The 9,014-nt window shown below is 69.2% G+C and carries 10 protein-coding genes and 1 pseudogene; 6 read left to right on the top strand and 5 right to left on the bottom strand.

Annotated features, from left to right (window positions below; genetic code table 11):
• Both DSP71_RS05220 and DSP71_RS05215 read right to left on the bottom strand, forming a co-directional pair.
• Window positions 1-228, bottom strand: a pseudogene (locus DSP71_RS05220) (hypothetical protein); the annotation flags it as partial.
• 131 nt (window positions 229-359) lie between these two features.
• The gene (locus DSP71_RS05215) at window positions 360-1,799 is read right to left on the bottom strand and encodes a DUF6421 family protein (protein WP_046747767.1); all 1,440 of its coding nucleotides are present in this window, start codon (window positions 1,797-1,799) and stop codon (window positions 360-362) included.
• Between the two features lie 72 nt (window positions 1,800-1,871).
• Between DSP71_RS05215 and DSP71_RS05210 the strand changes: the two genes are divergently transcribed.
• Entirely contained in the window at window positions 1,872-2,330 is a 459-nt protein-coding gene (locus tag DSP71_RS05210) for an Lrp/AsnC family transcriptional regulator (RefSeq protein WP_046747768.1), read from the top strand.
• Window positions 2,331-2,345: 15 nt separating this feature from the next.
• On the opposite strand, the gene DSP71_RS05205 is transcribed toward DSP71_RS05210, so the two are convergent.
• Entirely contained in the window at window positions 2,346-3,371 is a 1,026-nt protein-coding gene (locus DSP71_RS05205; RefSeq protein ID WP_113680555.1) for a DUF5937 family protein, read from the bottom strand.
• 45 nt (window positions 3,372-3,416) lie between these two features.
• On the opposite strand from DSP71_RS05205, the gene DSP71_RS05200 reads away from it, so the two are divergent.
• The 3 genes from DSP71_RS05200 to DSP71_RS05190 are packed head-to-tail and all read left to right on the top strand — an operon-like array spanning window position 3,417 to window position 5,109.
• Window positions 3,417-3,779 carry a cupin domain-containing protein gene (locus DSP71_RS05200; protein ID WP_061015667.1) on the top strand — a complete coding sequence of 121 codons (363 nt, stop codon included), beginning with the start codon at window positions 3,417-3,419 and terminating at the stop codon, window positions 3,777-3,779.
• Window positions 3,780-3,792: 13 nt separating this feature from the next.
• Window positions 3,793-4,083 carry a DUF4287 domain-containing protein gene (locus DSP71_RS05195; RefSeq protein WP_046747770.1) on the top strand — a complete coding sequence of 97 codons (291 nt, stop codon included), beginning with the start codon at window positions 3,793-3,795 and terminating at the stop codon, window positions 4,081-4,083.
• A 51-nt stretch (window positions 4,084-4,134) separates the two neighbouring features.
• A complete protein-coding gene (locus DSP71_RS05190) occupies window positions 4,135-5,109 on the top strand; it encodes a 1,4-dihydroxy-2-naphthoate polyprenyltransferase (RefSeq protein WP_058632542.1) in 975 nt (324 codons plus the stop codon).
• Between the two features lie 33 nt (window positions 5,110-5,142).
• On the opposite strand, the gene DSP71_RS05185 is transcribed toward DSP71_RS05190, so the two are convergent.
• Both DSP71_RS05185 and DSP71_RS05180 read right to left on the bottom strand, forming a co-directional pair.
• The gene (locus DSP71_RS05185) at window positions 5,143-5,448 is read right to left on the bottom strand and encodes a DUF4229 domain-containing protein (RefSeq protein ID WP_058632543.1); all 306 of its coding nucleotides are present in this window, start codon (window positions 5,446-5,448) and stop codon (window positions 5,143-5,145) included.
• A 9-nt stretch (window positions 5,449-5,457) separates the two neighbouring features.
• A complete protein-coding gene (locus tag DSP71_RS05180) occupies window positions 5,458-6,378 on the bottom strand; it encodes a hypothetical protein (protein WP_179515815.1) in 921 nt (306 codons plus the stop codon).
• Window positions 6,379-6,801: 423 nt separating this feature from the next.
• Between DSP71_RS05180 and DSP71_RS05175 the strand changes: the two genes are divergently transcribed.
• Together DSP71_RS05175 and DSP71_RS05170 are read left to right on the top strand one after the other, a co-directional pair.
• Window positions 6,802-7,782 carry a glycosyltransferase family 2 protein gene (locus DSP71_RS05175; protein ID WP_113680553.1) on the top strand — a complete coding sequence of 327 codons (981 nt, stop codon included), beginning with the start codon at window positions 6,802-6,804 and terminating at the stop codon, window positions 7,780-7,782.
• A partial coding sequence (locus DSP71_RS05170; RefSeq protein WP_113680552.1) for a polysialyltransferase family glycosyltransferase occupies window positions 7,779-9,014 on the top strand: 1,236 nt, incomplete at its 3' end. The genes DSP71_RS05175 and DSP71_RS05170, both read left to right, overlap by 4 nt.

Genomic DNA, 9,014 nt, shown 5'->3' with positions numbered 1-9,014 from the left:
CATCTCATCGAGAGAGGTCGCATCGGCGACCTCGACCTGAGCCCCGGCACGCGCCAGCTCCTGCAGGCGCTCCTCCGAGCGGCCGGTCGCGAAGACCCGTGCGTTCGCGGCGACCAGCGCCCGCGTCACGGCGAGGCCGGCCGCACTGGTGGCCCCGGCGAGCAGGACGATGCGTCCGGAAGCCGTCGATTCGGTGCGCTCGGCCTCTTGTGCCACGTGTTCAGCCATGTCGTCCACTCTCCCGGATCGGAGGGGCTTCTGCGGCCGGAACCTGCGGGAGATCCCGCACGAGAGGTTCCGGCCGCAGCGCGGTGCGCCCCAGCGTCACACTCGGAACGCGCGCGGTGCGCGCGTGGTCATCAGTCGTCCGTGCCGCGGATGCCGACGGTCGACTCGATGACCGGCTTCATCTTCTTGTCGAGGGTCTCGAAGAACATCGACAGCGGGAACTCGTCGTCCATCACGGCGTCGGTGTAGCCCTTCGGCGCGCCGGCGAGGATCTCGTCGGACAAGCCGCGGGCCCACTGAGACGCCGGGTGCGGGGTGAGCGTGCCGCGGACGAGCTCGTATGCGGCGAGCCAGTGCGCGACCTTCGGACGGTCGATCGAGTGCCAGTACAGGTCGTCGATCGCATCTCCCAGAGCCACCACGGCATCCGGCACGGCGTCCCAATCGAACGCGAGAGCGGTGTCGGTCCAGTGCAGCACGCCACGCTGGTGCAGCCACGCGAACAGGAGCTGTCCGCCGACCGCGTCGTAGTTGCGCGTGCGAGTGCCCGTGATCGAGAAGCGGAAGATGCGATCGAAGATCACCGCGTACTGCACGAGGTGCGCGTAGTCGTGCGTCTCCTGCTCGATCTCGGTGAGCTCTTCGCCGGCTTCGATGCGGGCAGCGAGAGCACGCTCGATCTTCACCGACTCGCGGAACGCCGTCATGTCGCAGCGCATCTCCTCCAGCGAGTAGAGGAAGAACGGCATCCGCTGCTTGATCATGAACGGGTCGAAGGGCAGATCGCCGCGCATGTGGGTGCGGTCGTGGATGATGTCCCACATGACGAAGGTCTTCTCGGTCATCTGCTGGTCGTCGAGCATCGCGGCCGCGCGCTCCGGCAGGTCGAGGTTGGTGATCTCGGCAGCGGCACGGGTGACACGACGGTAGCGGGCCGCCTCGCGGTCCTGGAAGATCGCGCCCCACGTGAAGGTCGGGATCTCGCGCATCGCGACGGTCTCGGGGAACAGCACGGCCGAGTTCGTGTCGTAGCCGGGGGTGAAATCGACCAGACGCAGCGAGACGAACAGCTTGTTGCCGTAGTCGCCGGCTTCGAGTGCCGCGATGAACTCCGGCCAGATCGTCTCGACGATCAGCGCCTCGACCAGGCGGTCGCTCGAGCCGTTCTGCGTGTACATCGGGAAGACGACGAGGTGGCGGATGCCGTCGACGCGGTGCTGCTGCGGCTGGAAGGCCACGAGCGAGTCGAGGAAGTCCGGCACACCGAAGTCTTCCGAGACCCAGCGCTCGAAGTCGACCACGGAGGCGGCGAGGTATTCGGCGTCGTGCGGGAAGGCGGGGGCGAGTGCGCGGATCGCGGCGGTGATCGCACCGACGAGTTCACGGGCGGCGGCGTGGTGCGCGGCATCCGGGATCGAGCCGTCCTTGATCTGCATCTCGCGGATCGCGATCGCGGCGTCCTTGAGCTGAGCCCACGCGGCGGACTGCTCGGCGATCGATGCGTCCTCGACGACCTCAGGTTCGCCGACGATGGCCTGGACAGCGGAACTGTTGGCGGAAAGAAGGGACATCGGGACCTCCGATCGGAGAGTTTGGTGGAAAGATTCCGGCATATACGGAATCTTGACGATAATCTTACAGCTATGGATGACTCTGTCGACCGCGCGATCCTGACCGCCATCTCCCGCGACGGCCGTGCCACGCTCTCGCAGCTCTCCGACGCCGTGGGGCTGTCGGTGTCGGCCGTGCAGTCGCGCCTGCGCAGGCTGGAGACGCGGGGTGTCATCTCCGGCTACCGCGCGATCCTCGACCCCGAACAGGTGGGAACACCGCTCTCGGCGTTCATCGAGATCACGCCGCTCGACCCCGCCCAGCCGGACAACGCCCCGGAACTGCTCGAGCACCTCGATGCCATCGAGGCCTGTCACTCCATCGCCGGTGACGCGAGCTACATGCTGTTCGTGCGGGTGCCGTCGCCGCGCGCACTCGAAGAGCTCGTGCGCGACGTGCGCCTGGCGGCGAACGTCAGCACCCGCACGACGGTGGTGCTGCAGACGTACTACGAGCACCGGCCGATCATCCCGGTGGGCTCCGCGGAGTAGCCCGTACGGCGGGTGTCAGAGCGCGGCACCCACCAGGGCCTCGCCCAGCGGGGTGCGCAGGTGGTGCATCCTGGCGCCGTCGCGTTCGCTGGTGACCAGGCCGGCATCTCGAAGAACCGAGAGGTGATGCGACGCCGTCGATATCGCGAGGCCCGCATCGTGCGCGACCTGCGTCGTCGTGCGGGCGGCGCCGGCCTGAAGCAGGATCGCCGCCCGCGCCGGTCCCAGCAGGGCGCCGAGAGCATCCTCGATGTCGGCGGCGTCTCGGGCCCAGCCTGCGGTGACGCCGCGGGCCGGATAGAACAGCGTGGGTTGCGCCGGAGGTTCGGTGAGCACCATGCAGCCCCACGACGACATGACCGAGGGCACCAGCACCAGTCCGCTTCCGCGGCAGTCGACCTGCTCGCTGTGGCGACGCAGGGAGACGCGCACGGCGCCCGCGCCCCAGGTCACCTGGCGGTGCAGGTCTCCGGCCATGCCGGCGATACCTGCTGTCGTGATGGTGCGGGCGCGCACAGCGATGTCGGCACGGAGCAAGCGCTCGAGCTGCGGCCACACCGGGGCGAGTGCCGCCTCCCATACGGCGGCCCACCCGTCGGCGATCATGTCACGGGCGCGCTCGGGATGGTCCTGCATCTCGCGTAGGGCCTGTCGGCGGGCGCCGGTCGAACGCTGCACCATCTTCCCGAAGTCGACGCGCATCGGATCGAGAGGTGCCGCGCGCAGTTCGTCGAGCTCGGCCTCGGGGGTCAGATCCCATCGGGGCGTGGTCGTGAGGAAGTCGGGCAGGTAGCCGTCGTCGCCGATCACGCTGGAGAGCAGTGCGAAGTCGCAGCGCGGGAGCTGTTCGCGAACGGCGCGCAGCCACCCCCATTGCAGCGGATGGGCGGCCGGACGCCGCAACACCCTCACCGCGTGCGCGAGCTCGTGCCCGGGGGAGATGCCGAACCGCACCGCCTCGACGTCGCCGGGGCTCAGGTGGAACTCGACACGATGATCCGGGTGCTCGACGCCCTCGATCGGGCTGGAGTTTCGATCCACATCGAAACTCTAGGAGCAGGCGAAGGGTCTGTCGAGACTGGAGCCATGAACAGCACACCGTCTCTCTCCGGCGTCGTCGCGGCCGACGACATCCGCATCGGCACGGGGCGCAGCCGGAGGTTCGTCGGGGTCGAACACGGCGCCGCCGTGTCCTACTTCTTCGTCGAGAACCAGCCGGGGGAGGGGCCGGGTCTGCACTGGCATCCCTATCCTGAGACCTGGGTCGTGATCGAGGGCATCGCCTCGATCACGGTGGGCGAGGAGACCTTCGTCGCCGGAGCAGGCGATACCGCGACCGGACCCGCCTATGTGCCGCACCGCTTCACCAACGTCGGTGACGGGGTGCTCAAGATCATCGGCATCCACGCCTCCGCCACCATCATCCAGACGTTCCTCGACGAGGACTGACCACAGGAGCACCATGTCCTTCCAGGCATACCTCGACAACATCGAGACCAAGACCGGCCTCACCCCGCGGCAGTTCATCGAACTCGCCGCCGAGAAGGGGTTCGACCAGACGACCAAGGCGACGCCGATCGTCGCGTGGCTCAAGGAGGACTACCAACTGGGACAGGGTCACGCGATGGCCCTCGTGCACGTGATCACCAAGGGGCCGCAGATCAGCGACAAGCACGTGGGCAAGGGCGGCGCCCACGGCGACCGGTCCGACACCCTGTGGCTCGACGGCAAGGACACCAACCCGAACCCCTGATGCGCCGTCCCGCTGAGGTCCGGCATCGGGTCGGCCAGTAGGATTCCCTGCGTGGCAGCATCCTCCCAGCGCAAGAAGAAGAACCCGTCCGCGAAGCGCACGCCGGTACACACGAGTGGCAACCCGGCGAAGCGTCCGGTGGTCGAAGCCGGGCCGGTGACGGCGGGGGACTGGATCGGCGCTGCGCGCCTGCGCACCCTGCCGCTCGCGATCGCACCCGTCGTCATCGGCACGGGCGCCGCGCGCAGCACCGGGCCCGAGTTCCACTGGGTCATCGCGCTCGCCTGCCTCGCGGTCGCGGTGCTGCTGCAGATCGGTGTGAACTTCACGAACGACTACAGCGATGGCGTCCGCGGCACCGATGCGCACAGGGTCGGACCTGCGCGCCTGACGGCCTCGGGGCGGGTGAAGCCGCGCACCGTGCTGATCATCGGCCTGGTGTTCTTCGCCCTGGCCGCTCTCGTGGGTCTGGGGATCGTGATCCGCACGGGGCAGTGGTGGATGCTGGCCGTCGGCGCCGCCTGCATCGTCGCCGCGTGGTTCTACACCGGCGGCAAGCGGCCGTACGGGTACTACGGCTTCGGCGAGGTGTTCGTCTTCGTCTTCTTCGGACTCGTCGCCACGCTCGGCACCACCTGGGTGCAGATCTTCGCCCTGCCGCAGCAGGCCTGGCTCGGCGCGATCGCGACAGGTCTGTTCGCCTGCGCCGTGCTGCTCGCCAACAATCTGCGCGACATCGACCAGGACCGCGAGGTGGGCAAGCGCACCCTCACGGTGCTGATCGGGCGCAGGGCCACCCAGGTGCTCTTCACGCTCTTCGTGCTCGCGCCGTTCGGCATCGCCGCATTCCTGGCACTGGGGTTCCCGATCGCGTGGATCTCCCTGCTGGCGCTGCTCGCCGGTCTGCCGGCCATCGCCATCGTCTGGTCGTACCGGCAGCCGAAAGAGCTGGTGACCGCTCTCGCGCTCACCTCATTGACGTCGCTGCTGTACGCCGGGGCCCTGTTCTGGGCCTTCGTGGGCTGATCCGGCCGTGGGCTGATCCGGCTCGCGGGAGCCTCAGGGCTTGGCGTCGCCGTCGACGGGATCGTTCGACTCGTCGATCGCCTGGTCCTCGGCGTCCGCGTCGTCCTGACCGCCGGATGAACGGCTCTCGCGGCGCTCCTGCAGGCGGGCAGACGCGTCGGTGAGCGGCGTGCGGAGGAACAGCATCGAGATGCTCATGCCGATGAGCGCGGCGAAGATCGCTGCGAGCCACCAGAACTCCCGGAAGATCGGGAAGAAGAACCAGAGGATGGCGAGCGGGACGAGGAACGCCAGCAGCCGCAGCACGGTGTAGACGAGGAAAGGCGCGGGCTTCTTCACCCCTCCAGTCTACGTTCGCCGTCGGGAGCCCTCGTCGCCGATCCCGAGCCTGGCGAAGGGGATGCCGCGCACCACCCGTCGCCAGGGGTGCTCTCCGAGCGACCAGAGCAGTCCGGCCTCGAGGTCGAGAGCCAGGTCCTCGCACCCGACGGGGAGACGGACGGCGTCCGGAGCGAGAGCCCCGCGTCGGCCGCTCCAGAGTGTGCCGGGGTGCATGCGGTCGGACTGCGACACGAAGTGATGCCGGCCCCAGCGGACGGCGCCCTGCATCCGTGCGATGCCGGGGGTGAAGCGGTCCACCTCGGTGAACTCGCCGGCGAGGTCGACGGGGATCGCGAACTCGCCGATCCTTCCGCTCTCGTCCGGGCGATGCTCACCGATGAGTACCCGTGCGCGCGGGGAGCCGTCGTCGTCGAACACCCGCCCGAGGTACGAGCAGCGCAGGGCGATGGGATGCACCCTGGTTCGCACGGCGACGAGAGCGGTGCTGCGTCCGCCGCGGCGGTTCGACCCGGCGAGTCGCTGGGCGAGAGCGCCGCGCACGGTACGGATGTCCGACAGATCGAACTCCCAGATGCCCTGGCCCGTCGCGGCGGCGAACAGCCGATCCCCGAACCACGCGAGTCCCCCGGCGTGGATCCGCGCCGGGTGCAGTTCGCCGTCGTCGTCGTCGGCGGTCGCGAGGAGGACGTCGAGGTGACGCGAGCGCTCGAGATCGACGAGCGTCACGCGGGAGGCGAGATGCTCTCCTGACAGCTCCTGGCGGAACCAGCTCACGGCAAGGGTGCGTCGGCCGCGCCATTCGCCGACGTCGACGCCCTGCGGATACCAGCGCCTGGTCCAGGTCCTCGCGCTGAGCCAGCGCAGGTCGACGGTGTCACGCCGCCGCTGTCGCACGGGGCGCCAGGTCGATCCGAAGGGCCACAGCATCTCCTCATCGTCGCCGATACGGCCGTTGGGGGCGAACCGGACCACGGGCGTCGCGCGATGGAGTGCAGCCGTAGTTCTGGCATGTATTATGTTACCGTCCGGTCGCGCTCTCCTCTCATCCAGGGTGGCGCGTCGACCATGAGCGTCTCGCGGCCATCTGATGGGGGTCAGTCGGCCGCGTGGCACGCGGTGTCGCATCTGCGATACCGCGTCCCGAACGTGTCTCGTTCGGCAGTGCGATGCACTGGGAGGTGTGGTTCCGTTCGGGTACGGGACCACACCTCAGTGCCTTTCTCCCGAGTGCCTTTCTCCCGAGTGCACGGTCTCTGGCGCTTCACGGACACCCGTCGTTCACCTCCGCGTCGCCGCCCGGCAAGGACCGCCTGCGACCATTCCCGCACACCGTCCCCGTTCTGGAGTCCTGTGCGCACACCCCTCGTCACCGTCATCCTGCCCGCGAAGGACGCCGGCGCGTACATCGGGACGACGCTCGAGACGCTCACTCGGCAGTTCGATGATCTCGGAGCCGTGAAGCTGGTCGCGATCGACGACGGCTCGCGCGACGACACGGGTGCTCTCATGCGGCGGTACGCGGAGCGGTTCCCCCGCGCCGAGGTGCTGCGCAACGAGTCCGCGCGCGGGTTGGCGACGGCCCGCAACCAGGGACTGCCGCACGTCGAGGGGGAGGCCTTCTGCTTCCTCGACGGCGATGACTGGATGCAGCCGCGTCGGCTCGAGGTGCTCGCGTCGCGGCTGCGAGAGCTCGATTGCGACTTCGTACGCACCGACCACGTCACGGTGAGGGGTGGGACGCGCGCCCTCGTCCGGGCGCCGTATCCGTGGCGCGACCGGGTCGCTCCTCCGCGAGACGCCATCCTGCCGGAGCACGAATCGACGATGGTCGACTACCCGTACGCCTGGGCGGGGCTCTTCCACCGCCGGCTCATCGACCGTGGCCTGGCGGCGTTCACCGAAGGGCTGTTCACCGCAGAGGACCGACCGTGGATCTGGCGACTGCATCTGCATGCCGAGTCGTTCGCGGTGGTCGATGCGCCTGCGCTGCTCTACCGGCGGGGCGTGGCCACATCGCTCACCCAGACCCGAGATCGGAGACAGCTCGACTTCGCCAGGGCGATGGACGAGGTCATCTCGCTCGTCGAACGAGATCGCGAGGCGGAGCGGTTTCTCCCCAAGGCCGTCTGGACGGTGCTCGCCCTCAGCTCCCACCACCTCGTGCGCGCCCGCCGCATGAGCCCTCAGCTGCGCGGCGCAGTGCGCGCGGGGATCCTCCGCACGCTCCGTCGACTCCCGGCCGATGAGGTGGCCGTCGTGCTGAGCCACCTCGATGGACCGCGCCGCCGGGTCCTCGCACGCGTCCTCCGTCAGGCGGGTCGTGCCGGATGACGCAGGTCTTCGCGCTGCACAGCGCCTATGGACTCGCGACCGCAGTGGCCGCGATGGATGCCGGACTTATCGACGACGAGGTCCGTGGCGAGCGAATCCTTGTGCCCTTCACCTCCTCGACGGTGCCCGAGACCGTCACCGGGATCGCGGATGATGCGGCGCTCGGGCCGCTGCGGGCGCGGTTCGACCGCGCGGAGCCGCTGGATGAGATGCTCATGCCGCGGCATCCGCGATCCTGGGAGCCGAAGGCCGCTGATCTCCCGATGCTCGAGCGCCTGTTCGCGCGCGCGTGGGGTGTGGACCCTCGCGATCTGGAACTGTTCGTGCAGAGCCCGCAGGTGGCACCCGCCAGGACGTTGATGGCACTGTTCCCCCGGGCGCGGATCACGATCATCGGGGACGGGCTGATGACCTATGCGCCCATGCGGGTGCGGGTGCCCTATCCCGTCGCCGCACGCATCGAGCGAGTCGTCCATGCCGACGTCGTGCCGGGCGTCGAGCCTCTCGTGGGATCGCCGGGTGCGCGGATCGTGCCGGTGCCGCCGGCGTCGTTCGCCGCGGTCCTGCGAGAGACGGACACAGGGGAGTCTTCCCTCCCTGAGGCTTCCCCATCGACGGTGCTCGTGCTCGGCCAGTACCTGTCGGCGCTCGGTCTGGTCTCGGTGGCCGAGGAGATCGACCTGCAGCAGCGTCTGATCGACCGTGCGGCGCAGTGGCGACCACGGCGCATCGTGTTCAAGCCGCATCCGGGCGCGCCGCCTCTCGTGACGGCGGCCGTCGGGGCGCGAGCGCGCGAGCAGGGCATCGACTTCGTCGAGTATCGCGGTCCGCTCGCGGCGGAGCTGCTCGCCGAACGGATCGATGCCCTGGCCGTCGTCGCCGGGTTCTCCACTGCGCTGCCGACCGTGCACACGCTCTTCGGACGCGCGGTCGGGTCGGCCGGCAATGACGCGGTGCTCGCGGCACTGAAGCCGTTCGAGAACAGCAACCGGATTCCCGTGACTCTGGTGGACGCCATGACGCGCGAGGGCTCGCCCTACGCCGACCCCGCCCGGCTCCAGCTGCTGATCGACGCGGTCGGTTATGCCATGCAGCCGAAGATCGCCGGACATCTGCGGGGGCGGGCCGAGGAGCTGCTGCACGATCTCGACCCGGCCGAGCGCGATCGGTACTTCTCGCCACGAAGGCTCGCCGAGCTGCGGCTACCCGGCGCGCCGGTCGAGAACGCCGTG

The sequence above is a fragment of the Microbacterium sp. H6 genome, from assembly GCF_003314775.1.
Taxonomy (GTDB): domain Bacteria; phylum Actinomycetota; class Actinomycetes; order Actinomycetales; family Microbacteriaceae; genus Microbacterium; species Microbacterium oxydans.
This window is presented reverse-complemented; position numbering and strand designations above follow the sequence as displayed.